The organism is Methanoculleus sp. UBA303 (genome assembly GCA_002501655.1).
GTDB lineage: Archaea > Halobacteriota > Methanomicrobia > Methanomicrobiales > Methanoculleaceae > Methanoculleus.
Genome location: DANY01000035.1, coordinates 127840 through 153325 on the forward strand (window position 1 = coordinate 127840; position 25486 = coordinate 153325).

At 59.8% G+C, this 25486-nt stretch carries 18 protein-coding genes and 1 tRNA gene; 7 read left to right on the top strand and 12 right to left on the bottom strand.

The genetic code is table 11. The features are described 5' to 3' along the window. Positions 1–140: 140 nt before the first annotated feature. Both BP846_RS08900 and BP846_RS08905 read right to left on the bottom strand, forming a co-directional pair. Positions 141–908, bottom strand: coding sequence for an ABC transporter permease (locus tag BP846_RS08900; protein ID WP_292394542.1), 768 nt, complete (start codon positions 906–908; stop codon positions 141–143). A 7-nt stretch (positions 909–915) separates the two neighbouring features. After that, positions 916–1824, bottom strand: coding sequence for an ABC transporter ATP-binding protein (locus BP846_RS08905; RefSeq protein WP_292394591.1), 909 nt, complete (start codon positions 1822–1824; stop codon positions 916–918). Positions 1825–2156: 332 nt separating this feature from the next. Between BP846_RS08905 and BP846_RS08910 the strand changes: the two genes are divergently transcribed. After that, positions 2157–2609: an SET domain-containing protein gene (locus BP846_RS08910; protein ID WP_292394544.1), complete on the top strand. Its 453-nt coding sequence runs from the start codon at positions 2157–2159 to the stop codon at positions 2607–2609. A gap of 534 nt (positions 2610–3143) precedes the next feature. Here the strand turns inward: BP846_RS08910 and BP846_RS08915 are convergent. Further along, entirely contained in the window at positions 3144–3653 is a 510-nt protein-coding gene (locus tag BP846_RS08915; protein ID WP_292394545.1) for a hypothetical protein, read from the bottom strand. Positions 3654–3843: 190 nt separating this feature from the next. Continuing rightward, positions 3844–4053, bottom strand: a complete 210-nt coding sequence (locus tag BP846_RS08920) for a TOBE domain-containing protein (RefSeq protein WP_292394547.1) — start codon at positions 4051–4053, stop codon at positions 3844–3846. A gap of 69 nt (positions 4054–4122) precedes the next feature. On the opposite strand from BP846_RS08920, the gene BP846_RS08925 reads away from it, so the two are divergent. Continuing rightward, positions 4123–4302, top strand: a complete 180-nt coding sequence (locus tag BP846_RS08925) for a hypothetical protein (protein WP_292394549.1) — start codon at positions 4123–4125, stop codon at positions 4300–4302. Positions 4303–4450: 148 nt separating this feature from the next. On the opposite strand, the gene BP846_RS08930 is transcribed toward BP846_RS08925, so the two are convergent. The 4 genes from BP846_RS08930 to BP846_RS08945 all read right to left on the bottom strand — a co-directional run bounded on the left by BP846_RS08930 (position 4451) and on the right by BP846_RS08945 (position 7612). Further along, positions 4451–4524 (bottom strand) — tRNA-Val (locus BP846_RS08930). Between the two features lie 226 nt (positions 4525–4750). Continuing rightward, a complete protein-coding gene (mch, locus tag BP846_RS08935) occupies positions 4751–5698 on the bottom strand; it encodes a methenyltetrahydromethanopterin cyclohydrolase (RefSeq protein WP_292394593.1) in 948 nt (315 codons plus the stop codon). A gap of 46 nt (positions 5699–5744) precedes the next feature. Further along, positions 5745–6902 carry an ORC1-type DNA replication protein gene (locus BP846_RS08940; protein ID WP_292394551.1) on the bottom strand — a complete coding sequence of 386 codons (1158 nt, stop codon included), beginning with the start codon at positions 6900–6902 and terminating at the stop codon, positions 5745–5747. A 74-nt stretch (positions 6903–6976) separates the two neighbouring features. Continuing rightward, the gene (locus tag BP846_RS08945) at positions 6977–7612 is read right to left on the bottom strand and encodes a hypothetical protein (RefSeq protein ID WP_292394553.1); all 636 of its coding nucleotides are present in this window, start codon (positions 7610–7612) and stop codon (positions 6977–6979) included. Between the two features lie 517 nt (positions 7613–8129). Between BP846_RS08945 and BP846_RS08950 the strand changes: the two genes are divergently transcribed. The 4 genes from BP846_RS08950 to BP846_RS08965 all read left to right on the top strand — a co-directional run bounded on the left by BP846_RS08950 (position 8130) and on the right by BP846_RS08965 (position 16875). Next, positions 8130–9689 carry a right-handed parallel beta-helix repeat-containing protein gene (locus BP846_RS08950; protein WP_292394555.1) on the top strand — a complete coding sequence of 520 codons (1560 nt, stop codon included), beginning with the start codon at positions 8130–8132 and terminating at the stop codon, positions 9687–9689. Positions 9690–10052: 363 nt separating this feature from the next. Continuing rightward, a complete protein-coding gene (locus tag BP846_RS08955; RefSeq protein WP_292394557.1) occupies positions 10053–11705 on the top strand; it encodes a hypothetical protein in 1653 nt (550 codons plus the stop codon). Between the two features lie 1094 nt (positions 11706–12799). Further along, positions 12800–15388: a CARDB domain-containing protein gene (locus BP846_RS08960; RefSeq protein ID WP_292394559.1), complete on the top strand. Its 2589-nt coding sequence runs from the start codon at positions 12800–12802 to the stop codon at positions 15386–15388. 245 nt (positions 15389–15633) lie between these two features. Then, positions 15634–16875 (top strand): lipopolysaccharide biosynthesis protein, encoded by a 1242-nt coding sequence (locus BP846_RS08965; RefSeq protein ID WP_292394561.1) that lies wholly within the window; start codon positions 15634–15636, stop codon positions 16873–16875. A 117-nt stretch (positions 16876–16992) separates the two neighbouring features. Here BP846_RS08965 and BP846_RS08970 read toward each other — a convergent pair whose 3' ends face one another. Together BP846_RS08970 and BP846_RS08975 are read right to left on the bottom strand one after the other, a co-directional pair. Next, positions 16993–19203: a DUF2206 domain-containing protein gene (locus BP846_RS08970; RefSeq protein WP_292394563.1), complete on the bottom strand. Its 2211-nt coding sequence runs from the start codon at positions 19201–19203 to the stop codon at positions 16993–16995. A gap of 329 nt (positions 19204–19532) precedes the next feature. Further along, a complete protein-coding gene (locus tag BP846_RS08975) occupies positions 19533–20708 on the bottom strand; it encodes a glycosyltransferase family 4 protein (RefSeq protein ID WP_292394565.1) in 1176 nt (391 codons plus the stop codon). Between the two features lie 543 nt (positions 20709–21251). Between BP846_RS08975 and BP846_RS08980 the strand changes: the two genes are divergently transcribed. Beyond that, a complete protein-coding gene (locus BP846_RS08980) occupies positions 21252–22709 on the top strand; it encodes a right-handed parallel beta-helix repeat-containing protein (RefSeq protein WP_292394567.1) in 1458 nt (485 codons plus the stop codon). Positions 22710–22995: 286 nt separating this feature from the next. Here BP846_RS08980 and BP846_RS08985 read toward each other — a convergent pair whose 3' ends face one another. Together BP846_RS08985 and BP846_RS08990 are read right to left on the bottom strand one after the other, a co-directional pair. Next, complete coding sequence (locus BP846_RS08985) at positions 22996–24219, bottom strand: glycosyltransferase (RefSeq protein WP_292394569.1); 1224 nt, start codon at positions 24217–24219, stop codon at positions 22996–22998. Continuing rightward, complete coding sequence (locus tag BP846_RS08990; RefSeq protein ID WP_292394570.1) at positions 24216–25298, bottom strand: CapA family protein; 1083 nt, start codon at positions 25296–25298, stop codon at positions 24216–24218. Before BP846_RS08990 ends, BP846_RS08985 begins: the two co-directional genes overlap by 4 nt. Positions 25299–25486: the final 188 nt, after the last annotated feature.

Genomic DNA, 25486 nt, shown 5'->3' on the forward strand with positions numbered 1-25486 from the left:
GCGCCCGCTGTGAGGTGTGTTCCCTGGATCCCCCGCCCCGTAGCGCCCCCTGTACGCGCCTTCTGTTCCTGAGCCGGCCACACAGTGGGGGGCAGACGTTGCTCCCGGAAGGCCTGTCTTGTGGGATGTATTCCTGTCGGTCACGCGATAAGTCGCCTTTTCATCAGCCTGATGGCGAGGACTAAGAAGAACACGGTCGCCACCGCGATCCAGGCGAGGCTGAAGAGGTTCGCTGGCGAGAAGGCTGAGAGCGTGATTGCCCGGTTGATGCTGACGACGTGCGTGAGCGGGAGGGCGGCGAGGGCGAAGTATTGGATCGGTTGCGGAAGCAGGTCGAGGGGGAAGAATGTCCCCGAGAAGAGGAACATTGGGGTGATGAAGAGGAACGCAGGGTAGTTCAGCGCGTCGATGCTCGGCGTGATCGCCGTGAAGCACATACCGATACCTGCAAAAAGCAGGCCGGCGAGGTACGCGAAGGGGATGAGGAGCAGGGACGACGGCATAGTCACGACGCCGAAGAGGAGGAGCACCGGGAGCATCAGCGTCGCGTAGATCATCCCCCGGGTGGCGCCCCAGAGCATCTCCCCGGCGATCACCTCATCGATGCTGACCGGCGTTGCGATGATGGCATCAAACGTCTTCTGGTAGTACATACGGACAAACGACGAGTAGGTGCACTCAAAGAAGGACGAGTACATCACCGATATAGAGACGAGAGCCGGGGCGATGAAGACGGGGTAGGGTATCCCGTCGACCGCCTCAATATATGTTCCGAGGCCGAACCCAAGGGCCAGAAGGTAGAGGACCGGCTCGACGAAGGGCGGGATGAAGTTTACCCGGTAGGTCCTGAGGAAGGCGTCCCAGTTTCTTCGCCAGACGCTTTGCACCCTGCCGGTGATATCGATCATCCTCTCCTCACTCCCGCAGTCTACGGCCGGTCAGCCGCAGAAAGACGTCCTCGAGGGTCGCCGGGCGGACCGTCACCGCCTCGTGCCGGCAGACCTCGAACAGTTCGCGTGCCACATCATGGGGACGGTTCGTGAAGACCTGGAGCGCATCACCGGCGACATCATACGTCACACCAAGCCCGGTCAGGCGGGCGATCGCCTCAGGTGTCCGCTCAACCTCGACGACATCACTCCCGGCATGCTCCCGGATGAGATCCGCCGGCGCACCCTCGACGAGGATCTTCCCGTGATCCATAATCACCAGCCGGTCGCAGAGGCGTTCCGCTTCGTCCAGGTAGTGCGTGGTGAGGACGAGGGTGTTTCCTCCCGCCTGGAGACTCCGGAGTTTCTCCCAGATCAGGTGCCGCGCCTGCGGGTCGAGCCCGATGGTGGGCTCGTCGAGGATAAGCAGTTCCGGTGCGTTGATCAGGGCCCGGGCGATGATCAGCCGCCGTTTCATACCGCCCGAGAGTTTGTCGATCAACACGTCCCGTTTCTCCTCGAGCTGCATGAACGCGAGGAGTTCTTCCGCCCGCTGTTCTGCCTCCCGTCTCGGGATGCCGAAGTAGCGGGCATAGATCAACAGGTTTCGATAGGCTGAAAAATCCGGGTCGAGGTTGTTCTCCTGCGGCACCACACCGAGGCGGCCCTTAATCTCCCGCTGATGGGTGTCCACATCCATGTCGAGGACCTCGAGGGTGCCGCCGGTCTTTGGGGAGACGCACTGGATCATCTTCATGGTCGTCGTCTTTCCCGCCCCGTTCGGCCCGAGAAACCCGAAGACTTCCCCTTCCCTGACCTGGAAGGTGATGCGGTCGACCGCGATGAGATCCTCAAACCGCTTCTCCAGGTCGTGTGCTACGATGACGTCTCCGATTGTTTGTTCCTCCTGATGAGTCAGTGGAGTCGTGCGAATACAACATTCTTTCGCTTGTCCATTCCCCGCTCTACCGACTCCCGGAGTGAGGCTGTGACCTCCCTCGCCGCGCGGTAGTCTCCGGCTGCTGTGTGCCTGTTTTTCCCGGAAGATTGGGCTGAAATTCTGTCTGCCTCTGGCCCTGGCCCCGCATTCTTTTTGCCCGGCCAGAGACCACTATTATGATTCACCCATCGTTGCAGTCCCGGAGTGCATACCCCTCGCCGTCTCTCTGCGGCCCGGTGCGCCGGGACGGCGTCGAGCACCGAGAGGTGTGAAGATGCAGCGATACCATGATAGACAGTGCTGAAGAGAGGGGCATGATGGCGAGCAGGGCCATCTACCCTTCCGATACCGTATACGTCAGTTCGACGGATAATCGCGGCCGGGGAGTATTCGCCCATAGGGGGATTGCGGCCGGTGAGTTGATCGAGGTCTGCCCGGTGATCGTGCTTGGCGGAGCGGATGAGCAGGGACTCCTCGATCGGACGCGCCTCTTCAACTACTACTTTGCGTGGGGAGGGTGCCGGGAACTGGCCGCCGTGGCGCTGGGCTACGGGTCGCTCTACAACCACTCCTACCACGCGAATGCGGACCATGTCTGCGACGTTCTCCGGGGCGAGATCCGCATCTATGCCCACCGTGCCATTCGGAGGGGTGAGGAGATCACCATCAACTACGGCGGCCGGCCCGACTGCCCCGACCCTGTCTGGTTCGATGTGGTGGAGGGAGAGGGAGAGGGATAACGCCTCTCCCTGGCTGTAAATTTCCTCTCACTCGCCCCGCTTTTCGTCATTGGCGCCAGAATCGGTATCCTGCAGCGTTTTTGTGGTAGGCTCCCTGTTCTCATTCCCGTAACGTCCTGAGCCGTGGCGGTTCGTCCCCCCGGCATCGCTCAATTGCGGTTTATTCGGGGGAAGGGAGGATATTTGCCGGTATCGGGAGTTGCCGGTAAAGGCGGTCTCCCGGGCGCTCCGGGGCTCTACAGAGGTTTTTCCTGAGCCTCCAGTGGAAATGAGGGGGTTATGATTGCCTCCCATGATACTCAAGAATCTCTATATTTCTTATACTGTCGTCCGGCTCCTCTGGTTGCCCCACCGGCCGTGCGGGTTGTTCAAACGTCTTCTCCGGCTCCGGGAATTTTTGCGGATCCGGGAACAATTTCGAGAGATCCCTGTGGGCTACCCGGGGGTGCAGGGACATGGACGTGATCTGAACGTCCCGGGTGTTCGTCCGCCTGAGCTGCTCCGGCAGTTGCCCGGGTATGTTGTGGTGGAGATCTATTGGCGGATGACTAACTGCACCTGCTCCGTCCGCACAATACCTCCCCCACTTGCTGTCACTGTGGCGTCCACGGTCGCTGTGGAGACCAGCGGTGGGAGGTCGGGCGTTGTGATATTGTACGTTAGTGGCGGGTAGGGTGGGGAGACTGTCCCGAGGTCACGGTTATTGCGGAATGCACCCCCGAGCGCCGTAGCGGAGACCTTGATCTGCACGGGTGCGGCAAAGCCGCCTTCAGGGTGTACCGTGAGCGTGAACCTGACTATATCGCCGGGCCGGGCCGTGGCGGCTGCGGGCGTGACGTTGATGGAGAACGAGCGGGAAGCGACTGACGCCGGGGCTCCCGTCGTGACCGGCGTTCCTGGCGTTCCAGTCGGAGTCGAAGGCGGGCCGGGCTGTTCGGGAGGGGGTGCGCCTTCATTCATGAGGAGAACGTAAACGATGACGGCCCCGGTGAGTATGACGCAGATGAGGACTGCGATCGGCAAGGAGGGGTATTCACGTATCATAGTGCCGTACCTCAACGCTCCCGGGAAGGGTATGCTGGCAGAACGGTTGCCGGCGTATTTATGCGTTGCCGCCCCGCCATTCCTGGGGTTTCAGGCCATCTGCGGCTGCCTGCGGAGGGCGGGGCTTCTTGATAGCCCTATGCGAGCCGGGGTGGCCCACCCCCGGCCGGGGAAGAAGGGTGAGTTTTTCTCAGTCGATGGCGACCATGACCTCTGTTGACTTGACCACAGCGTAGACCTTCTTGCCGACGGTAAGCCCGAGGTTCTCCACGGCTTTTTTGGTGATGACTGAGGTGATCTCACCGCCGCTGTCCAGTGCGATGACAACCTCAGCGTTGATCACTCCAATATCGATCTTCTTTACTTTCCCCGGGAGTTGGTTTCTTGCGCTTAACTTCATGGTGCACCATGGTGCTAATTATGGTCCGAATGATATAAGTTTCTATTTTTGAAACCTCCATACTGTTGTATGCCGCAAAACCGGATCTCCCTTGTGCAAACAGGAAAACCGGCAACAGAAGTGGATGCCGGCAATACCGGCCCCGATGCCGCTTTTGCTGCGGTTGGGATGCCCGGGCTAACGATGGCTGTGACTGAATGGGTGTTCGAGCGCCGCCTGCTGCGTTTCCATACCGCGAAACGCTCATGAGGCGTAGCCTCATGCTGCACGGATGAAAAACAGCCTGTTCTCCGGGCTCGCTCCGGGCAGGGGAGAGGGCCACATCGACCGGATGCAGGATCTCAAAGGACTGGAATAACAAAAGAACATTAAGGAACCATCAAAATGAAAAAGACGATGGGCCTGGCCGGATTCGAACCGGCGATCTTCGCCGTGTAAGGGCAACGTCATGACCAGCTAGACCACAAGCCCGCGGATGTCTTACAGTGTTTCGCACCGTGAGGGATAAACGTTGTTGCCTGCCGGAGGCTCCGGGCCCGGGGCACTCCTCGAAAAGGGGGCCGGCGAAGATCGCCGGATCTCACCGGCCGGGCTCCGGCTCCGCTGCCCGTGAACCGGTCCAGTCGCACTCCTCTGCGTTGCATTCTCATCGGGCTTATCGCCCCGGCCAGGACAAAAAGAGATGGATTGATCGGGTTCAGATGAACCCGAAGGACTTAAGCGTCACGTCGGGGTTGACGGCTCCCACGTGGTAGACGACACCCTCGGAGAGCTCGTTGATGACCACCTCGGCCGGAGAGAAGAGCGAGGTGTCGATCTGGTAGAAGTCAAAGTTGGCCTCCTTGAAGAGTTCGTAGAACGGTTTTCCGTAGCCCTTGGACTTGTTGCTCGGGATCTTGTCAAGGTAGTCCTTGATCTCGGGGGCGTTCATCGTCAGCATGATGCTGCCGTGGTAGATCGTGGCGTCGTTGGTGCTGCCCATCGCCTTCGTGCCGTCTTTCTTGACGGGGGCGATCGGGGCATGGCCGATACCGGCGGTGATCTTCTTCGTGTCAAAGCCGAGCTCGTTCAACTTGTAGACCGCGGTCTCGACGCAGCGGCCGGCGACCTGGACCGAGCCGACGATCGATGCCGTGGGGGCGACGACCGCGCAGGTGTTGGCGACATCAACGTTGCAGGCGTCGGCGATATTCTCCATCACGCCAGCGTTCGGGAGGTGGTCGCTCTCGAGGCAGATGACTGCGTAGTCAAACTCATCTTCGTAGTCGATGACCTCGTAGGTGTGCTTGGGCTTCAGGGAGAGCGCCCGTGCGGGGCCGCTGCCCATGGCGAAGTACTTGTTGACGTTGACCGTCCAGCCTGCCTTCTGGGCGCCGAGGCACGCGATGGCCGGGAAGTCGGTGCTGACCTCGATGAACGGTATCGGGATATCCCTGATCCGGCCCATCGTGACGTCGACCTCACCGAGCCCGCCCATGCAGATCTCGGTAAACCGTCTTCCTGCCAGATACCCGCCGGTGGTGCTGACGCCGCAGTCAACGATGCGTGCTCCGTTGTCGAGCTCGTGCGGGACGGCATGGAACTCCTCGGCGTATTCGAAGAGTTCCTCAAAAATATCCAGTGCCAATTCGTTTACGCTGAGCATGTGGAAAACCTCATCAGAGTACAAACGGTGGGGAAATAGATAAGGATTATGAAAACGATTGCTCCTGCCCCAGGTGCTCCAATACACGTCTGGGATCGTAACGGAGACCGATCAGCCGGGTCCGTCCCCTCCCCTGACCTCTTCCCTGGCGGTACTGGAGGTTTAAGAGCCGCATCGCGTCGAACTTTTGGAGCATCTCGTAATACTTGGTGTAACTGACCTTCACTCTCTCTTTGACAAAACGGTAGACATCGCCGGCGTTCATCTCCCGGTCATCACGAACCGACATCTCCGCGATTCTGCCGAGCACCTCTCGTTCCTCGGCCCTGAGCGCTCTGAGCGAGAATGCAAGGTGCAGGTACCGGGAAACCTCGTAGGCCTTGCAGATGTCCTCCCGCTCGACCGAGCGGCGGGCTGCTTTCTCGGCATTCAGGGTCGCCCGCTTGAGAAGGTCGATGCCGACGCGGAGGTCGCCGCTCTTCATCGTCTGCTCCACCACGAGATCCAGCATCTCGGGTCGGAGGACGTTTGGGTAGAGCCCTTGCAGGATCCGCTCCTCGAGGATGCCGTGGATCTCCTCTCCCGAGTAGGGGGGGAAGTATATCTCGGTGGGCCGGAAGACCGATGCCACCCGGGCGTCCACCTCGGTCTGCAGGCTGACGGACATATCGCTGACGATAGCGACGACACCGATTCGGACACCCGGATAGGCCTCGTGAGAGCGGAGCAGAGGATAGAGCACCTGGTTAATCTCGTTCTCATAGAGGAGGTAGTTTGCGTCGTCCAGCGCCACCAGGAGCACCTGCTCCTCCCGCAGGAGGGCCCGGGCTATGGCGTCAAAGACCTGTTTGAATGATGTGCCTGACGCCGGCGGCGGGCGTCTGGTGACCCGCCGGTAGATCTGTGAGAAGACGGCGAACTTGGTGTTGTCGATCTGGCAGTTGATGTAGACGGGGACCAGTTTCTTTGTGGTCTCCTCGATCTCAGCGAAGACTTTCTTGACGCTTGTCGTCTTCCCGGTCCCCGGGAGGCCTCGGCAGATGGTGTTCTGGGGCCGGACACCCCGCAGGCCCGGCCGGACCTGGAAAGCGAGTTCCTGGATCTGGGCATCACGATGATTGAACTGCTCAGGGACGTAATCGATCTCGAAGACCTCGGGATCCCGAAAAAGCGTCTCGTCCCACATGAGCAGGTTCTTCTTCATTATACTATCCTCGGGGATTGTAGTATATATAACCTCCAGGTTGCTATTTCCTCATCGCGCGGGCCTAGCAGGCCTTACGGCTGTTCCATGCACTTCTTGCAGAGTTTCTTACTCATGAAGAGCTGTGAGAGTTTTGCCTGCGATTTCGTCACTTCTGCTCCGCACATCTCGCAGACATCCTCTGCCGGAGCTGCGAGTGGCTTTGCTGCGACTGGTTCCTGTTGTGGCTGCACCTGCACGGGCGGTGCCTGTTCCGGGGCCGCCTCCGGCTGCACCGGGGCCTTCTCCTCCGGTTTTGCGGGAGGTTCGGGAACCCGGGGCGGCTTTGGGTGCTCCGGTGCCGGTGGGATTGCCGTCTCGATGATGCTGGGAGGGGGGCAGGTTCTCTCCTCCCCTCCGTGTGCCGGTTCTGTCCCCGGGGTCGCCGGTGCAGCTGCCGGGACGGCAATTTCCGCCTCCGGTACCGGTCTCGCGGCCGGTGCCTGCGGCCCTGCAGGCCTGGCTTTCAGGACGCGCCGGCGGTATGCATCCACCCGCTCGGCAGTCGCCGGATCACCGCGCCCGAGCCGGGCAAGCATCCCGTCGAGGAACGTGATAAGGTCGTCTACATCCTCACGGGTCTCTACGTCGCCCTCGACCTCGAGGCGGAGGTTTTCGTAGTTCTCGAGGTTGATGGTGATCCCGATGGTGACTTCCTTCTTTCCGGACATATGCTAATAAATATTGTATTCCAATATATACAATTCCACCGGCGACCCGCATCACCGCGCTACTCGGTCAGTCCGGCCCCTCTCCTCCGCCTCCTGCATCCGGCAACGATCCGGGCCGCAGATCATCAATCTGCAGGAACTGGGGGTTCTCCCCGGCATCCGGGCCCATCACTGCCTCGAAAGTCCGGCGTGCAGGCAAACCCCATGTTGGGTAGTTCTCCCGTGCGGCCTGAAACCCGAATTTCGGGGGTGGTATGGCTGTTCCCTCACCCATCAATTTTTATAACTTTAAGATTATAATAGGCCGCGCCCTGTCGTGCCGTGCCGTTCTCGATGCCGGGGCGATACCCGGGTCTGCCGGGGGGCCGTCCCGTTTGGCGGTGAGGTCGGCGTCATGGGGGTGCCTGGACCGGGCTTCCGATGGACCGGGGGTGGCTGAACCGGTAGTTCCGTGATGGGCTGGTGAAGTTCTCGATGCGGTGTGCTGAGCAGCCTGTACGATAATCCGAGGAGTGTTATGACGATCCGCCTGCTTAAATGGCTGACAGACCGCCCCGGGATGCATCCCGCCAGCCCATGCCGGTCGATCGTTTTTCTGGTCGGCGGGCTTATCGGCCTCCTGCTCGTCCAGGGTGTTGCTGCAGCACCGGTGGCGCCGCTCATTGTGTCGGCAGGCGACAGCAGCCCTGTAGCGAGGACGCAGGCAAACTACGTCTGTGACGGCCTCGACGACCAGGTGGAGATCCAGGCGGCGCTCGCCGCATTGCCGGACGGCGGTACGGTCGCCCTCTCCCGGGGCACGTTCAACTGCTCCGGGAGCATTGCCCCGGCAGCGGGCACGACGCTCCTCGGCCAGGGCCCTGATGCAACGTTTCTTGAGTTCAGCCAGAACGGGAGGCTCAACGTCTCGGAAGAGCGTGTCACCCTGGCCGGGTTTCACATCGCTGGGGCCGACTATACAAACATGAGCACGAACACGACTCTCGACCTTGGCCGGTGGCTTGGCGTCCTCACTATCTACGCGAGCCACGCGAAGGTCCACAACGTCACGGGCACCGCCGATGCGAGCACCCAGGCGGTCTTCCTCCTGCTCCACAACCCAAACGTCTATGCCCCCATCCTCGAAGATGTTGAGTTCACAAACTGCAGAGCCGTGGATACCGGGACCTATGGGTTCCTCCATAACGCCTGGGGATCGGAGAATACAACAATTCGCGACGTCCGTTATGAGAACTGCGCTGCACTCAACTGCGGCAGGTACGGCGCGTTCAACCCCTGGGTGACCGGGTTTGACTTTGCGGAGTTAAACGACATCGAGGGCCTCCGGGTAAGCAACTCTTCTGCCGAGGGGAGCCTTGAATCTGGGTTCCACTTCGAGTGGGACCCCGGAAAGCGGGACTGCGTCTTCATCAACTGTTCGAGCCGGAACAACGGACAGAAGCCCTGTCCCGATACCTACCTGGTGGGTGACCCGGACTACTTCGGGTCCGGTTTCTATCTCCCCGGGGGGCGGATATCCCTGATAAACTGCCGGGCCGAGGGGAACAGTGCGTTCGGGTTCTTTATCATCAACCCGGACGGGATGCTCCTGTACAACTGTACCGAGAGCGAAACCGGGCGTGTCCCGACCATCGAGCCCTCAGCACGACCCATCGCCTACTGCATACTCCAGTCGATGCCGGTCTCGACAAACCCTTCTGTCGTCATGGACCACTGTAGCAGTCTTGACGCGAACGGGTGGGGCCTCTTCGTCTGCGGCGCAGCGAATGTGCTCATCAGGAACTTCACCATGACCGATCCCGCAGGCATAGACGGTATTGGAGCGGTGCTGGGGTGCCCCGAGGGGGAACTCCCGGTGAACTCGACGATCAAGGTGGGCATCTCCAACTCGGTCATTGATCTTGCTGCATCAGGAGACCGACCACAGACGTTGGTCTATATCGTGAATAACAGGAATGTCACGTATTCCGGCAGGATCTTCTCCGATGCCGCTCAGCCGGTTCTGATTGAGGGGACCATGGCGGGGGACGTAGACCTGTCGGGCCTCGAGGTGCTGCCGGTCAACAACACGACATAGGATTCAGGACGGCTGCATCGGGATCAGAGGTAGTCCCCGGTGCCCTGCCCCGGGGAGCATCTCGTCTGGCGCTTTCAACCTCTCCGGGACTGGAAATACTGCTGTTAGCCCCCCGGACCTCTGAGCCCAACCCTTCAGCAGGAGCGGGCCGACTAAATCCTTAAATGGTACCTCTGCATTATAGGGGTGTTAACCGGGCGGAAGGGCCCATGGGTTATTGCGATCCCCAATCCGGGCGGCCGTTCCCGGGCGGTACGATTCAACCCGGGATGGCGAATGGGGAGATCTCCAGCAGGATCGCCAGGGGCGGTATTGTAGGATGTCACGACAGCACGAAGGAAGTAACGGGCAGGTCATTGTCCCATGTCAGCGAGACCACACCTGGGAGCCAGAGGCAGACGCCTCCTCATTGCCATCGCAATCTTAATTGCCGTGCTCGGTGCCGCTGCACTGGTCCTGCACTTCTATCTGCCGGTGCCGGTGCCTCCGCCTCCTCCCCCCCCTCCTATCGCCCCGCTGCCCACAACGCCGGTAGTGCCCCCGATAGTGCCCGGTTCGACGATCGTCATCGCGGCAAGCGACAGCAGTCCCGCGTCGAAAGCCCGGGCCGATATCCGGTGCGACGGCATCGACGACCAGCGTGACATCCAGGCCGCATTTGATGCTCTGTCGTCGGGGGGTACGGTCGCTCTGACGGAGGGCACGTTCAATTGTGCCGGGAGCATCTACCCGCGCGTAAACACCATGCTTTGTGGGGAGGGGCCGGATGCGACGTTTCTTGAATTCAGCAAGAATGGACGGCTCATCATCTCCCGGGAAACTGTCACGCTCTACAACTTTCACATCAGGGGCACCGGCTATCCAGATGTCGGGAACGATCGCTGGCTCGGCGTGATCACCATCTACGCGAGCCACACGAAGGTTCTGGCCGTCGAAGGGACCGCCGATGCGAGCACTCAGGCGGTCTTCCTCCTGCTCCACGACCCGGAGGTCTATGCGCCAACGCTCCAGGACGTCGAGTTCATCAACTGCAAGGCTGTAGACACCGGGACCTATGGCTTCCTCCACAACGCCTGGGGGACGACGAACAGGGTGATCCGGGACGTCCGCTACGAGAATTGTCAGGCGATCAACTGCGGCAGGTACGGCGCGTTCAACCCCTGGGTGACCGGGTTCGATTTTGCGGAGTTAAACGACATCGAGGGCCTCCGCGTGAAGAACTGTCTCGCTGACGGCAACCTGGAGTCCGGGTTCCACTTCGAGTGGGACCCCGAGAAGCGGGATTGCATACTCGAGAATTGTATCAGCACGGATAACGGACAGAAGCCCTACCCGACGAAGCCCTACCGGGAGGACGATATGTCCACGCACTACTTCGGGTGTGGTTACTACGCCCCCCGGGGTGACATCACCTTCATCAGTTGCTACTCCGGGGGGAACAGCCGGCACGGGTTCTACGCCACCAACGGCGGCAAGCTCTACAGTTGTGTCGACGAAAGCGTCGGCGCCGGGAAGACTGATTACCGGATCATCCAGCCGGCATCGTTCTACGCTGCCCCGACCCGTTCGATAACTCCGTCCCTGGTGCTTGAAAACTGTTCGAGCATCGATTCAAACGGCTACGGTCTCCATATCGACCTCGCAAGCGATGTCTGGATTAAGAACTTCCACCTGGAGAACCCGGCCGGGATCGACGGGAAGGCGACAAATCTTGGGGGGTCGCAGGGAGGACCGCTGGCCAATTCAGTAGTTAACATCTATGCGTCGGGTGACCGGGCTGAAACGCTGATATGGGCCCGGAATAACGAGAACGTCGAGTACTCGGGCCAGATTGTCTCAAACACCGCAAAGCCGTTTGTGATTGAGGGCGACCGCACCAAAAAGGTTCGGATCAAGGATATGGAGATCGTCTCCGCAAACCTTGCTCCATTCACCAACGGCGTGGTCCTCACGAATACGGTACCTGCCGGAGCAGTGACGTTTGAGAATGTGGCAGTCACATCGGGAGTGTGGTGATACTCCGTGGGTCTATCGGGGGCCTCGCGCCCGCGGGCGTGAAGCACGGTCTCTTCTCCTCGTGCGGGTCCTAGTACATCGATTCCAAAATAACAGACCATATCTGGCCATCGTCCCCTCCCCCACGGAGCGCTCCCCTCCGTCCCCCTACTCTGGTAGGGGCGGGGGCAGTGCCCGGGCTGATATTCGGGGATGAGCCGCGTCTGGTTCTTCTCCGGAATCTCCCCCTGGAGTGGACCGTGGGAATATCGCCACGGGGGGCGGGGACCAGGGAGGGGGAACCCCTCTTCCCGGGCAAAATGTCACCCAACAGTTCCTCTCCGGCAACCCCCTCCCGGGGGCGAGGGCAGTCATGGCGATATCCCGTGGGAAGCCGTGCCCCGGGAGCGGTGTCGAAGCCGGTTTCCCGGGAGAAGGGGAGAGTGGGCCCCAATCCGGTTCTTCTCCGGGATCTCCCCGTGCACTGGACCGTGGTGGCTATCGCCATGGGGGGTGGGGCAGTACGTGGGGATACCGGGGACAAGCCGTCTCCCGGGAGGCAACCCTCCGGATAGTGTGAAAAAAGGTCAATACACTCCTCCGGTGAGAGTGCCGGTAATTGGGAATCGTTGCACTAGCATTCTGCCGGATACCGGCGCCGGGGTTCGGCAAAATACCGGTGGTCGAGGTTATCTGCTGGCGGATCTGTTGCGGTCGGGGTGTCACATGGTGCAGTACCGCAGGCGTTCCTCCCCCGGGTGCGGCAGGGGGTGGCTGCCGTCCTGGCCGATCAGGCGTGGATACCGTTGAATTCCAGCGAGTTTTATAAAAATAACTGGATGAAATTCCGTATTCGGTCACTGTTCACTTGCCTGGAATATATCCTGGGAGCACTGGTCAGAGCAAGTATTTCCTGAGGTTTATGCGCTAAAATTGGCCATATTATATATGTTGTTCTATTTTAATTTTGATTTCATAAATAGCAAAAATTAATGATTTTGGGCATTAATACTTATTATTTTACTATTTCCAAATAATTGCGTTGTCCAATCTATTTGCAAAACATTTTAAATTATAGGTTTCAGATAATGCAGTATCTCCCGAGAGGTGAGATAATGCGAGATAAACGGACAACGAAGCTTCTAATCGCAGTGTTCCTGATCGTCGGGCTCGTCCCGATCGTCGGGGCACTCGAGACGACCCCCACCACGATTGTCGCGGCAAGCGACAGTAGTGCGGCCGATAAAGCAGCGGCTGCCTACGTCTGTGACGGGGTCAATGATCATGTGGAGATTCAGGCAGCACTGAATGCCCTGCCATCATCCGGCGGTGTTGTCCTCCTGACCAGCGGCACATACAACTGTGCAGGGATCATTGCTCCCAAAGCAGGCTCGACTCTCAAGGGGGAAGGTGAATCGGAGACATTCCTGAAATTCACCCGCGATGGACGCATCAACGTCGACCGCGAGTACATCACGCTGGACGGGTTCCACGTCCAGGGGAGCGGCTACAGCAGCGGCGTCAAGTGGCTCGGTGTGATGACCATCCGGGCAAGCCATGCGAAGCTCCATAACATCACGGGAACCGCGGATGCAAGCATTCAGGCGGTCTACCTCCTGGTCCATGATCCGACCGTCTATGCGCCGACGCTCCAGGGTATCGAGTTCATCAACTGCAGGGCCGTGGATACCGGGACGTATGGATTCCTCCACAACGCCTGGGGAACGACGAACAAGGTGATCAAGGACGTTCGCTATGAGAACTGTGCGGCGATCAACTGCGGCAAGTACGGGGCGTTCAACCCCTGGATCACCGGGTTTGACTTTGCGGAGTTGAACGACATGGATGGCCTCCGCGTGAAGAACTGCCTTGCTGAAGGCACCCTGGAGTCCGGGTTCCACTTCGAGTTCGATCCCAAAGTGACGAACGCCGTCCTTGAGAACTGCGTGAGCCGGAACAACGGGCAGAAAGCCTTCCCGGCAAGGGCCTACAACCCGAACGACATGTCGACGCACTACTTCGGGTGCGGCTACTACGCCCCGAACGCTGACGTGACGTTCATCAACTGCACGGCAGAAGGGAACTCCATGAACGGGTTCTACACGACGAACGGCGGCAAACTCTACAACTGCGTCGAGAAGGACACCGGCATCGGGAGGACCGATTTCTCCTATCGGGTGCCGGCCGGCTACTACAGCGTCCCGACCCGCTCGGTCAACCCCTCCACAGTGATGGAGAACTGCACGAGCATCACCTCGCGCGCCTACGGCCTCCAGGTCGATCTCGCGAACAACGTGAAGATCCGGAACTTCCACCTGATCGACCCGGTCGGGTACAAGGGTAAGGGTTCCAGCCTCGGCGGCACGAACGGCCAGTTTGACAACTCCGAGGTGAGCATCTATGCATCGGGCAACCGCGTGGAGACGCTCGTATGGGCGAAGGAGAACGTGAACACCGTCTTCTCCGGACAGATCGTCTCCGATGCCGCAAAGCCGTTCGTTGTTGAGGGCTACAGAACCAAGAATGTCCTTGTGAAGGATATGGAGATCGTCTCCAGCACACTTCCTGCCGGTTCCGCCGGTGTGACCATCGTGGGCACGGTTCCGGCCGGTCAGGCGACTCTCCAGAACGTGAAGGTGGTCTCCACCGGCTCGCCGGTGCCGACCCCGACCGTTCCGGCTCCCGTTCCGACCCCCACAACGCCGGCTCCCTCCGGAAAGCCGGACCTTGTGGTGACCGACATCTCCTGGGACCCGGCAAGCCCGGCTCCCGGGAGTGCGGTGACGCTCCGGGCCACGATCAAGAACCAGGGGGATGCCCCCACGCCTGCGGGTGTGAGGCACGGCGTCCTCTTCACGTTCGATGACGGTGCCGCCGGTCCCGGTGTCTGGTCCGACACCCATACAGCGTCCATCGCTCCGGGTGCATGGGTTACGCTGACCGCGAACGGCGGCTCGACCGGTGCAACCTGGAAGGCGATTGAGGGCACCCACACCGTGAAGGCCAACGTGGACGATCTCAACCGGATCGCCGAGAGCGACGAGGCAAACAACGTCAAGAGTGAGCAGATCACGGTCTCGAAGGCTGTGTCCACTCCGGCGCCGACCCCGACGCCCACCCCCACAACACCGGCTCCCTCCGGGAAACCGGATCTTGTGGTGACCGACATCTCCTGGGACCCGGCAACCCCGGCTCCCGGGAGTGCGGTGACGCTCCGGGCCACCATCAAGAACCAGGGTACTGCTCCCACGCCTGCTGGCGTGAAGCACGGCGTCCTCTTCACGTTCGATGACGGCGCCGCCGGTCCCGGTGTCTGGTCCGACACCCACACCGCGGCTATCGCCGCGGGTGCATCGGTCACCCTGACCGCGAGCGGCGGCTCGGCCGGTGCAACCTGGAAGGCAATTGAGGGCACCCACACCGTGAAGGCCAACGTGGACGATGTCAACCGGATTGCAGAGAGCGATGAGAACAACAACGTTATGAGTAAGGAGATCGTCGTCGGAACCCGGCCGGCTCCCGTCAGGGGAGACCTCAACGGAGATGGCAGCGTTGACTGGGCCGACGTGACGATCGTTGCCGAGATGGCGCAGGGAACTACTAAATCCAATGCCGTTGCTGATTTCGATGGAAACGGCACCGTGGACTGGAAGGATGTTGCTCTGCTTGCCGACTTCTTCTTCGGCAGAACTTCTTCTCTCTAACGTCTGTACCGGGAGCACGGGGATAACCCCTTCCCACCTTTCTTTACCACGGCCGCCACCTCACATTCCGCCGGTGCGGCCCGTGGAGATCTTCTACCTGAAAATTCTCTCCTGTTTTGGTGAACACCGCCTGAGGCCGTGCCGGGCAGCACGGCCCGGAAGAGTTTCTCCCGCTAGCCCTGCAACCCCGGAGGGGCCGGAGCGGTGGATACATCTATATAGGTGTCACCAGATAGTGGCGGCCGATGGCAGTAGCACTCCCCAAAAACTTCAGCGAGGTCAGGCAGCACTTACAGGAGCCGCTTATCAGGAACTCGTTCTTCATCATGGCGTCATCGTTCGCCGCAGCGGGGTTTGGATTCTTCTTCTGGATGATTGCAGCCCGGTTCTATTCGCAGGCAGACGTGGGCATCGCAACCGCTCTGATGTCGTCCATGGGGCTCCTCATCCTCATCTCCCGGCTCGGCCTGGACCAATCGGTGATCCGGTTCTTTCCCCTGCGCGACAAGAACAGGGTGCTTGGAACTGCCATCCTCGTGCCGACAGCAGTGGCGCTCGGTGCGGGGCTGGTCTTCATCGCCGTGGTCGATGTCGTATCCCCCGAGCTCACGATCGTCAGAACGGTCGCGCCGCTCTATCTCATCTTCCTCGGAGCCTACTCCGTCACCTGGGTCATCGAGGGTGCGTTCAACGCCATGCGGAAGTCGGAGCACTATTTCATCCTGAACCTGCTCTACGGGTCGAGGATCCTTTTCCTCGTCCCCCTGGTCTTCCTTGGAGCGATGGGCATCTTCAGTGCCTTCGGTCTCTCGTTCGTCCTCGGTCTCATCCTCGCCCTCGTCCTGCTTGCCCGATGTTCGGTACGGCCTGCACTGGGTGTGGACCGCGTCTTCCTGCGGGAAGCATGGCAGTTCTCCGCCGGCGCATACATCGCCGGGATACTGATGTCCGCTCCGAACATGGTCATCCCGATCATGGTGCTCCACGTGCTCGGGGCCGAGAGTACCGCCAACTACTACATCACCTACGCGATCGTCTCGATACTCTTCATGATCCCATACGCGTTCACGACCTCACTCTTTGTCGAGGGAAGCCACGGGGGGGAGATGAAGAAGAGCGTGCTCCGGACGCTCGCGAGCATGTTCGCCCTGCTCATACCCGCAATCATCGGGCTCTCTCTCTTCGGGGAGCAGATCCTCAACCTGATCGGCAAAGACTACGTCGAAGGGATAGCCCTGCTCCAGGTGCTCGCGCTATCCGCCATATTCGTCTCCGTCTGCCAGACCTTCATATCCATTGCAAAGGTCAGGAACGACATTCGGAGCCTTATGATCCTCAGCGGATTCGTCAGTGTCGCCCTGCTCGGGTTCGGCTACACCCTGATGCACCGGTTTGGCCTCATCGGTATGGGGTATGCGTGGCTCGGCACGTATGTGGCGGGCACACTCCTCGTTGGCGTGATCCTGAAGAGGAAAGGATGGATATAACTCAACTGGCTCACCGGTGCTGGCCCGGACAAGTCTCCTCTCTGTTGTCGGAATGGCTCCTGTTCACAGGAGTCAGCCTTCCCCTACCTATCCGGGTGGGAATTTCCCGCGGGCTCTTCACCGGTAGTAGACGACGGAACCGGCATTATCGTAGATCCTATTCTGGTCCCGGATGAATCGTCCGGCATCGGTGTAGGCCGCCGCAGTGACCGCATGCTCCTGCACCTCGATCCGGACACTCTCTTTTACGACGTTGTATGTACCGAAGTAGAGGTAGGAGTTCGGCTCCACCAGTGACGCATTTGCCGGGAGGTACCGCTGATGGTCCGGGTCGAACCCCAGCAGGAGCCACCAGCGTGTGCCGTCAACGTAGATGGGGCGTCCGCTCGCTTCAGAAAAGAGCCATTTTGCTCCTTGCACCTCTTTGCCGTTGAAGACCGGCTTATCCCCGGCGGTTTCGAGCGCCATCGATGTCGGACTGTCATCCACAATCTGGTAGATGAGGCCGGTGTTGAAGAGGAGGAACACGACGAAGAATACCGATAACGCCTGGTAAGCCGTTCCCATGAATGGGAAGGTCCTTACCGCATGGATCCTTTGGACTACTGCCTCGTAGAGCGCTATGCCGCCGATGACCGCGAACGGGGCAAGGAAGATCAGGGTGATGTGGTAGAGCCGGCTGGTGTTGAGCGAGCTTGCGAAGAACGGGACGATGATGCCGGCTACGTTGATGAGGAGGAAGACGAGTGAGACGGCGAGATACTCGGGCTCGATGCGCCACCGCTCGCGCCTGAGGAGGGTTGCAAGCAGTCCCACAGCGATGAGCCCCTGGGTTGCGATATGGACGACTTTTGCCAGGCTGTGCAGGGGTGTGATGGACTGGCTGGTGAGGATATGCATTCCCTGGACGGTTGTCGGGTTGAAGGACTCTGCAAAGAGGGTAGTTACTATCTTATCCCCGATACCGGCGATGGTAGCAAACGCCGTGCCTTCGGCTACCGTCGAGTACCAGAGATAGGTGAGGATGGCAAAGACGAGGATGTAAGGGAGGACGAGCGTCCGGATCCGTGGTTTGGGGGTGGTTCCCTGCGGGGCGAGCGGGTCGGAGATCATGGTGCCTGACATCCCGCGGAGTCTCTCCCGTATGCCGGCCGGCAGGTATTCCGGGAAGACGAGCAGCAGCCATGCCGGTATGAGCGAGAAGAGGTAGATGTACGAGAGGCCGTAGTGCGAGACGATCATGGCAAAGCCGAAGGTGACCATGAGGAACGCCCGCCTGCCCTGGTCCATGGACTTGTCGACCATAGCAAGGACGGTCAGCGCGAGAAAGAGTTCCGCTATCTGCTGGCGGGCGAGGGAGATCATCTCCGTATAGAAGGTAAAGAACGAGACGAAGAAGAAGATCGAAAAAAACCCAATCTTCGCGTTCGTCTGTTTCTCGATCGCCCGGTAGAGCCCGAGCGGCACGAGCGCGAAGAGGAGGGGGTAGAGGATCTTGAAGACCCAGACGGGGTCCAGATCGCATATGAGCGAGTATATGGGGACGAGCGCAACGACGGAGAGCATTCCGTTTGTGTTGTACGGAATGGTCATATCCCAGAGCCCAGGCACCAGCACACTGTTCACGAGGTGGAGCTCGTGGTGGATGTCATAGCCCCAGACATACCCTGATATCAGCGATGTATGGTAGAGGAGCGAGAGCGCGATAGTGTAGACTGCCAGGGGATAGCAGGATGCCGGGATGAGTCGGTCGAACCCGACGACGAGGCCGATGATGGCGATCAGGACGAGGAGCAGGAAGAGGAGTGTGACCATGTGATACTCGTTTCGCATGTATGTCCCGATGATCGCAAAGAACGGGAGCACCATCAGGAACGGCGCTGCAGGGGGGATGGAAATGTCCGGCCTGACAGAATTTACGTCGGCATGTTCCCGGTCACGGGTGAGCGCGAGGTAGAGCAGAACCTGTACGACGGCGATGATTGTGAGAAAAAGGATCTCAAATGAGAATGGCCGTACATAGCCAAGCAGTGGGTAGGCGATGTTGGCGACAAGGCCGGTGATCATGAGGGCCGCAAGGCTCAGCCCGACTGAGTAGAGCACTGTCTCAATCGTGCCGAGATTGTGGAGTCTGAGCGCCTTCAGCACGAGGATACCCGGTAGAAAGGTGAGATAGAGGAAGGCCAGGGCTTCTCGTGCGATCGGTATAGGGTACCCGACGAGGCTGAGGCTGACTACGACGACAAAAAGAAGTTGGAATGCCTGAAATGCCCAGAAAAACGTTCTGTTATCCCAGTCGTTCATCCGAAACGGGTTGAGCAGGTGCATTGTACCTCTGGTGATTTTAACTGGCTTTGCGCATGGAATCGGTGACCTCCTCGTTATGGCATCCGGCGGACCAGTATGTCTTCTCCGTGCACTTACTATCGGGTTCGCCTATTAAGACCTTGCGCTGGACGAGCCGCCCCGGGGACCATTTCAACCGGAGGCGTCCGGATGCCTATCTCGGCGGGCCTGCCATTACTCTGTTCTGGATACGGTGCATCATCGGTTGAGCAGGGCTCCCATCCCTTCCTTCCATCGTTACTCGAAACCCTCTGGATCTCTCAAACGCCTGCCGTTCGGCAACCGTTCCTCCCGGGCGTCCCTGCTGGCGGTCATCGTTCTCTCCCGCCGGCAGGGGCTGTCTCGGCGAAGGCCTCGTCTGCAGGCGGCTTTCCCCTCCCCTGAGCGGGTGCCAGCTCACTGTAGACCGCGAGGATGGATTGTGCGATCGTGGGCCAGGCCATATCCGTCTTCAGTTTAGTGTAGCCCTGCTCTCCCATACGCCGGCACGCCGCCGGGTCCCCGAGAAGGCTCACGATAGCACCGGCAAGTGCCGCCGGGTCACGTGGCGGCACGATATAGCCGGTCTTCCCATGCTCGACGACCTCCGGCAGGCTCCCCACATCCGTGACCACTACCGGCCTTTTAAAGCCGTATGCGGTCGGTATGACGCCGCTCTGGGATGCCTCAACATACGGGAGCGCCACGACGCTCGCCTGCTGGAAGAGCCGGGCGCCCTCTTCGTAGGGTATCCTGTAGTTGTAGACCTCGAATGCGTCCCGACCCGCTATCTTCTCTGCATACCTGCTGAAGCCTTCGCCCGTGCCGGCGATGACGATCCGGGCATCCGGAACCTCCCGGGTGATGAGCGGCTCTGCCTGGATCAAGTAGTCGAGCCCCTTGTATCGGTGGATGCGGCCGAAGAAGAGGACACGCAGGCCGTCGGGCTCCCGGCCCTGCTGCTCGAACTTCTTAAACGGCGTCACTTCGTGCTCACCGATCGGTATGATATGCACTTTCTCGCCGGGGACGTGGTAGTTCTCCACCAGGACCTCTCTGAGCGCTTTCCCGTGCACGAAGATCCGGTCGGGCAGGACCCTTGATACGAAGAGGGTGAGCCGGTAGAGCAGAGAACCGATATCCAGGAGGCGGTCTTCGCCGGGGTGCGGTTCAATGTCATGGAATGTCGCCACCAGCGGATACTTCCGGAGCATGGGAAGGAGCGGGCAGAGCATGGGGTTGTTCACCTGGAAGTGAACGACGTCGGGCTTAAAGTCGTGAATTGCGGCGACGATATCACGGAGCATTGAGTAGCGTGACGGACCGGGCCTTCCGTGTTCCTGGGAGTAGCGGAAGATGTGGACCTTTACCTCCGGGTCGATGTTCCCCACGTACTCCTCCGACCTGTAGTCCGGAAGCAGCAGCAGCACCTCGGCGTGTCGGGCAAGTTCGTTTGCCATCTGGATGGTGTAGTCGTAGAACCAGAAGGCCAGGCATGCCACTCGCATAGGGGCACCCTCTATGAAGAGGCTCTATATAGACATTGCGTCCCGGAGCCCCATTGGGCCAGGAGGGCCCGGACAGGAGGGGATCGACCCGGCAACATCTTCTGGTGCGACATCTCTCCTCAGAACGTCTTCGTTCAATGTCCCTGCAGCTTCCGGTCCCCGGGATTCCGGGTTCCGGCCAGCGGGGTGATGTCTGCGCTGGTCCCCGCCACCGCCCGGCGGCGGGGACCAGAGCCCCGGGGCCATACGGGCGCATGGAGCCGAATTCCCATCCTGTCTACGTGCAGGCGTTCCCGGGATGGCCAGTTCCAATTATCGGTATCAAAAGGCGCGAGTATTTATACGTTTTTATTTTAATTTCAACTATGATATAATATGCTTTTGCATTACTCTATCTTGCGTCATGCACAGCTTTTTCCTGATAGGCCAGCCTCAATTGGCTTATATGACTAAATAATTATTCTAATGAATTTTATTTTACTAAAAAAATATTTATAGTGCAATCGAAAGACGATAAGTTACCTCACAGAGAGGCTGAATGGCATGATAGACAGGCAAAATATACTAAGACTGGCTGCAGTACTTCTGGCGTGCTGCCTTATCCCGGCATTCTCTCCGGTAAGTGCAGCCGGGTCTGCAACTCCGGCCACGCTCACCGTGGCTGCAAGCGATAGCACCGAACTGTCGAAGAACCAGGCAGACTATGTCTGTGACGGAGTCGATGACCAGGCTGAGATCCAGGCAGCGCTCTCCGCACTGCCGGATGGCGGTACGGTCGTTCTCTCAGATGGTACGTTCAACTGTGCTGGTGTCATCGCGCCGGCAGCAGGCACGACGCTCTCCGGCCAGGGCCCGGATGCAACGTTCCTGAAATTCACCCACGATGGACGCATCAACATCGACCACGAGTACGTCACGCTGGACGGGTTCCACGTCCAGGGGAACGGCTACAGTAGCGGCGTCAAGTGGCTCGGTGTGATGACCATCCGGGCAAGCCACGCGAAGCTCCATGACATCACGGGAACCGCGGATACGAGCATTCAGGCGGTCTACCTCCTGGTCCACGATCCGACTGTGTATGCATCCACACTCCAGGACGTCGAGTTCATCAACTGCAAGGCCGTGGATACCGGGACCTACGGGTTCCTCCACAACGCCTGGGGAACGACGAACAAGGTGATCAAGGACGTTCGCTACGAGAACTGTCAGGCGATCAACTGCGGCAAGTACGGGGCGTTCAACCCCTGGATCACCGGGTTCGACTTTGCGGAGTTGAACGACATGGATGGCCTCCGCGTGAAGGACTGCCTCGCCGAAGGTAACCTGGAGTCCGGGTTCCACTTCGAGTTCGACCCCAAAGTGACGAACGCGGTCCTTGAGAACTGCACGAGCCTGAACAACGGGCAGAAACCCTACCCGACGCGGCCCTACCAGCAGAGCGACATGTCGACGCACTACTTCGGGTGCGGCTACTACGCTCCGAACGCTGACGTGACGTTCACGAACTGCACGGCGGAGGGGAACTCCCTGTATGGGTTCTACGCGACGAACGGCGGCAAACTCTACAACTGCGTCGAGAAGGAGACCGGTGCCGGGAAGACCGACTACACCCACAGGAAACCGGCCGGTTACTACAGTATCCCGAGCCGCTCGGCCAACCCTGCCCTGGTGCTCGAGAACTGCACGAGCATCGACTCACATGGCTACGGCCTCCAGGTCGATCTTGCCAAAAACATCCAGATAAAGAACTTCCACCTGGAGAACCCGACCGGGATCGACGGCAAGGGTTCAAGCTTCGGCGGCACGAACGGTCAGTTCGGCGACGCTTCGGTGGACATCCACGCCTCTGGCGATCGGGTTGACACGCTGGTCTGGGCGAAGAACAACCAGAACGTCAAGTACACCGGAGAGATCACCTCTGACTCCGCTAAGGCGTTCCTGGTTGAAGGCGGCCAGAATGTCCAGACTGCAGGCATGAAGGCTATGCCTGCCGGCGAGTAAAACAGCCAGCATATTCGGGCCCGGATGGGGCCCGATCCAATCTTTTTTGGTTTTGCAGGAGCTCCGCTCTGGAAGCGGTTCTGCTGTCGGTTAATCCCGCGCGGGTCGGACAGCCGGACCCCCGCGACCTGAACCCCGGCCATTCGGACTGCCTGCGTTCCTCCCTCCCGGCGTGAGGACCCTGATCCGGGGATTTGCCGTCACCTCCGGCCTATATCTGCATCCGAAGACTGATCGGCGGCCCTATCTTGAAACTGGTATTGGAGACCGTTTGGATCCCTTTCCCTCAGACCCTCGCCGGCGAGCGCTCACCTGTCCCGCGGCCTGTGGCGCCCCGGCCGCCGTTCGCTATATCTGCGTAAAGAGTTTCGATGTCATGGACGATTGCCTGCCAGTTGTACCTGGTCCGGACGAGCTCCTTCGCCTGCTCGCCGAACCTGGCCCGTAAGGCGTCATCGGCAAGCAGGCGCCCTATGGCGCTGGCAAGCGCCTCCGGCGTGTACCCGGTGTTGAACCCAACGGTATTGTCGACCCATCCAAGGAGGTCGCCATGCCCCGTCGTCACGATGGGCGTTCCGCAGAGGCAGGCTTCGAGGAACGTGACGGGAAAGCCGGTGAAACTCGGCGTTACGAAGACATCGGCATCGGTGTACGCAGCCATCTTGTCTTCCTTGCTCACGAACCCCGTGAAGACCACCCGATCATCGAGGCCGAGCGACCGGACCCGCTGCCTGAACTCACCGTTGTAACCCATGTCGCCGCCTACCAGCATGAGGACGGCATCGTCAAACTCTCGTTCGACCTCTGCAAACGAGCGGATCAGGAGGTCGATCCCCTTCGTCGGATCGAGCCGCCCGAGGTAGAGCACGACCTTCGTGGCGCCATCAATGCCCCACGCTGCACGGAAACTGCCGCGGGCCGGAAGATTGGGGTACTCGGCGAAGTCGATGCCGTTCGGGACGATCGCGATCTTCTTCTCCGCAACGCCCAGAGCTCGGTAGCGCGCCGCCTCCGTCTCGTTGAGCGCGATCACACCCGCGGCGCCGAGGATCACCTTCTTTGCCCAGAGGAGGTCGAACAGCCGCTTCATCCGCGTAGATCCCGTATCCTGCGGGAGCGCCCCGTGCGCCTGGAGCACGTAGGGTACACCATACTTCCTCGCGTAGTGCGAGGCGATGACGGTGAGCAGGGTGCGGTGATCGTGGATATGAATTACATCGAACTGCGCAATCTCCCTTCTCGCGACCGCCGGCATGCGGTAGGGCATCACCGGCGGGGTCACGCCCCGGATGTATTTTCGTAAATTCTCAAAATAATAGACGTTCATCCCGTCGACGCTGGTTGCGCGGTTCGTCGGCAGGTCGCTCGGGTAGATGCTCCTGTTCGTCGTATAGACCGTGACGTCGTGCCCGTTCTCGTGAAGGTTATGGGAGATGTCGTATGCAACCCGTGCCACCCCTCCTGACTCCCAGAGTGGTTTGAAGAACGGGGTGACCTGTAATATCTTCATGCCTGTCCCCCAATATTTCGTTGTTTCAGCCGTTTCCTGATCACACCCGCATAGCAGTTGAGGCAGAACGGCGTCACCAGCCAGGCCCCACATTCAACCAGGGGTGCGAACCCGTGCTGCCGGATGCGGTAGCGGTAACTCTCCAGGTTGTACACCAGGTACTCCTCACCGATCTCCTCAAACCACCATTTCCGGGTGACCTCGCCCTTCTGCACCCGGTTTGAGCACTCCATGATCCAGCGTTGCACCTTCTCCCGGGTCCGCCCCTCAGCCACCCGGGGCTGAAAGTCGCTGTTGATGACGCAGGGGATGGTTGTGTAGTCCCGGATACCATGCCGGTCAAAGTCCACCGAGAGGATCATGGTGCTGTTGATCTTCTCCCTGGTGAGTTCGGTGTCAAACTGGAAGTTCCCGAGAGAGTACGCGATCAGGCCATCCTTATACCGTTCCAGCCCCTGGATGGTATGCGAATGGTGCCCGAGAATCAGGGCTACACCGTTGTCGATGAGGTCGTGGGCGAGTCTGACCTGGCCCGGGGAAGGGTAGTAGACGTTCTCGATCCCCCAGTGCAGTGAGACGATGATATGGTCACACCGGTCTTTCAGTGCCCTGATCTCGTTAATGATGGCCTTTCTCTTCAGTCTGGATACTGTAACACCCGGTGGCGACCGGAACATACCGCTCGTGTACGCGAGGAATCCGAGCCTGATACCGTTACGTTCGATGACCAGCCCCAGCGGGGGGTCGTCACCCCGTGTTCCTCCGACGTAGGCGATACCGTGTCCCTCAAGCACACTGAGGGTCTTCTCGAACCCCTCCCGCCCCATATCGAGCGTATGGTTGTTCGCCACGCTCAGGATATCGAATCCGGCTTCTTTGAGGTAGTCTCCCGCTTCCGGGGGGTTTGTATTGACCCAGCGTTTCCGGCTCGGATCGCCGCTCTCGGAGAGGACCGTCTCCAGGTTCCCGAGGAGCAGGTCTTTCTGCCGGAACTCGTGTTGTATCAGGTCAAACGGTTTTTTGCCGTTCCTGGTCCAGAGCAGCACGTCTCCGACCGCCCGCAGCCGCACCGATGTCATACCGCTCTCCCGGCAGTCTCTTTGCTGGCTACGGAGGGCCCGGGCCTGTAGTCGGCCTTGATAATCATATGCAGGCCTGGTGGCGGGTCTCGGTTGCTCTCTGCGAGAAAGATCATCATGTACGGATTCTCTGGAATACTGCCTTCCCTCCCTTGAAGCGTTGAGTTCCAGACAGACGGTACAGCGAT

What these genes read in the sequence shown, in the direction of transcription:
- BP846_RS08900 (WP_292394542.1), bottom strand. Translation starts at nt 908, where the DNA reads ATGATCGATATCACCGGCAGGGTGCAAAGCGTCTGGCGAAGAAACTGG.
- BP846_RS08910 (WP_292394544.1), top strand. Translation starts at nt 2,157, where the DNA reads ATGATAGACAGTGCTGAAGAGAGGGGCATGATGGCGAGCAGGGCCATC.
- BP846_RS08915 (WP_292394545.1), bottom strand. Translation starts at nt 3,653, where the DNA reads ATGATACGTGAATACCCCTCCTTGCCGATCGCAGTCCTCATCTGCGTC.
- BP846_RS08920 (WP_292394547.1), bottom strand. Translation starts at nt 4,053, where the DNA reads ATGAAGTTAAGCGCAAGAAACCAACTCCCGGGGAAAGTAAAGAAGATC.
- BP846_RS08925 (WP_292394549.1), top strand. Translation starts at nt 4,123, where the DNA reads ATGCCGCAAAACCGGATCTCCCTTGTGCAAACAGGAAAACCGGCAACA.
- mch (WP_292394593.1), bottom strand. Translation starts at nt 5,698, where the DNA reads ATGCTCAGCGTAAACGAATTGGCACTGGATATTTTTGAGGAACTCTTC.
- BP846_RS08940 (WP_292394551.1), bottom strand. Translation starts at nt 6,902, where the DNA reads ATGAAGAAGAACCTGCTCATGTGGGACGAGACGCTTTTTCGGGATCCC.
- BP846_RS08945 (WP_292394553.1), bottom strand. Translation starts at nt 7,612, where the DNA reads ATGTCCGGAAAGAAGGAAGTCACCATCGGGATCACCATCAACCTCGAG.
- BP846_RS08950 (WP_292394555.1), top strand. Translation starts at nt 8,130, where the DNA reads ATGACGATCCGCCTGCTTAAATGGCTGACAGACCGCCCCGGGATGCAT.
- BP846_RS08955 (WP_292394557.1), top strand. Translation starts at nt 10,053, where the DNA reads ATGTCAGCGAGACCACACCTGGGAGCCAGAGGCAGACGCCTCCTCATT.
- BP846_RS08960 (WP_292394559.1), top strand. Translation starts at nt 12,800, where the DNA reads ATGCGAGATAAACGGACAACGAAGCTTCTAATCGCAGTGTTCCTGATC.
- BP846_RS08965 (WP_292394561.1), top strand. Translation starts at nt 15,634, where the DNA reads ATGGCAGTAGCACTCCCCAAAAACTTCAGCGAGGTCAGGCAGCACTTA.
- BP846_RS08970 (WP_292394563.1), bottom strand. Translation starts at nt 19,203, where the DNA reads ATGCACCTGCTCAACCCGTTTCGGATGAACGACTGGGATAACAGAACG.
- BP846_RS08975 (WP_292394565.1), bottom strand. Translation starts at nt 20,708, where the DNA reads ATGCGAGTGGCATGCCTGGCCTTCTGGTTCTACGACTACACCATCCAG.
- BP846_RS08980 (WP_292394567.1), top strand. Translation starts at nt 21,252, where the DNA reads ATGATAGACAGGCAAAATATACTAAGACTGGCTGCAGTACTTCTGGCG.
- BP846_RS08985 (WP_292394569.1), bottom strand. Translation starts at nt 24,219, where the DNA reads ATGAAGATATTACAGGTCACCCCGTTCTTCAAACCACTCTGGGAGTCA.
- BP846_RS08990 (WP_292394570.1), bottom strand. Translation starts at nt 25,298, where the DNA reads ATGACATCGGTGCGGCTGCGGGCGGTCGGAGACGTGCTGCTCTGGACC.